This is a genomic window from Caballeronia sordidicola, assembly GCF_002220365.1.
GTDB classification, from domain to species: domain Bacteria; phylum Pseudomonadota; class Gammaproteobacteria; order Burkholderiales; family Burkholderiaceae; genus Caballeronia; species Caballeronia sordidicola_C.
In genome coordinates this window covers 1-1206 of sequence record NZ_MTHB01000002.1, presented here as the reverse complement: position 1 = coordinate 1206, position 1206 = coordinate 1, and the positions used below count along the sequence as shown (strand labels likewise).

Sequence of the window (1206 nt, the reverse complement as noted above, 5' to 3'; positions counted from 1 at the left end):
GGACTAACGCCGTCGGAGCTTGAAGTGCTAGCGTGGGTAGAGAAACTGACGGACATCGCTAATGACTTGCAGGATGAGTCTGAGCAACTGAAACAGGAAGCAGCTCAGCTCAGGAAAACCAGGAAGCGCGACTAGGTTGGCCGCTGCGATGATGAAGAAACTCGCGGTGCCATATGTCACCGAAACTGATCGAACGCCTGCGGTCATGAAGCTGCTGGCATGGAGCGAAGGATTGCTTGAGATCATCCATCGCGTGCAGGAGGAGAACGGGCATCTGAGAGACGAAGTCGCGGTGCTCAAAGGAGAAAAGAAGCGTCCGACGTTCAAGCCGAGCCGCATGAACGAGGATGCGGGAAAAAAAATCCGCGGATCCGGGTCGAACGCAAAATGGGAAATCCGCCGAACGACCCGGATCAGAGAAGAAGAGCAAGACGTCGAAACAGAAGATAGATTGTGACGAAGTCATCGAACCGGCCAAGCCGATCCCGACTGGTTCCCGATTCAAGGGCTATCGTGATTTCGTGGTCCAGGACCTGGTGATCGAATCTCGCAATACGCGATATCGACTGGCACGCTGGGAAACTCCGGATGGCCGGACCCTGGTCGGGCAACTTCCGCAGGCAGTCCAGGGATGGCATTTCGGTCCGACGCTGACGAGCTATGTACTCTATCAATACCACCATTGTCACGTCACGCAGCCGCTGCTGTGCGAGCAACTTCGAGAATGGGGCATCGAACTCTCGTCCGGGCAGGTGAACGCGCTACTGCAAGTGGGCAAGGAGCGCTTTCACGCGGAAAAAGACGGGCTGTTATCGAGCGGCCTGGCGCTCTCGGCGTATGTGACGGTCGATGATACCGGCGCGCGGCATCAAGGCAAGAACGGCTACTTCACCCACATCGGTAACGAACACTTCGCCTGGTTCCAAAGCACGCGCTCGAAGAGCCGAATCAATTTCCTGGGGTTGCTGCGTGCGGGTCATAGCGATTACCAGATCAACGAAGACGCGCTCGCGTACATGAAAGCACAGGGGCTCTCGTACGTGTTCCTGGACGCGCTGCGTCAGCACGAGAGCGCAAGCTTTGCCGATCAGTGCGCGTGGCAGCAGCACCTGAATGGCTTGGGAATGAATACCCCGCGCTACCGCAACATTGCCACCGAGGGCGCGTTGCTTGGCAGCCTGAAGCGGCATGGTGTGGCCCCGGATC

At 57.5% G+C, this 1206-nt stretch carries 2 protein-coding genes; both read left to right on the top strand.

The features are described from left to right. The first annotated feature begins 148 nt into the window (after positions 1–148). Positions 149–457 carry a hypothetical protein gene (locus BSU04_RS00020; RefSeq protein ID WP_144021075.1) on the top strand — a complete coding sequence of 103 codons (309 nt, stop codon included), beginning with the start codon at positions 149–151 and terminating at the stop codon, positions 455–457. A gap of 64 nt (positions 458–521) precedes the next feature. Continuing rightward, on the top strand, positions 522–1206 hold a 685-nt coding region (locus BSU04_RS00015), incomplete at its 3' end, for a hypothetical protein (RefSeq protein WP_373452780.1).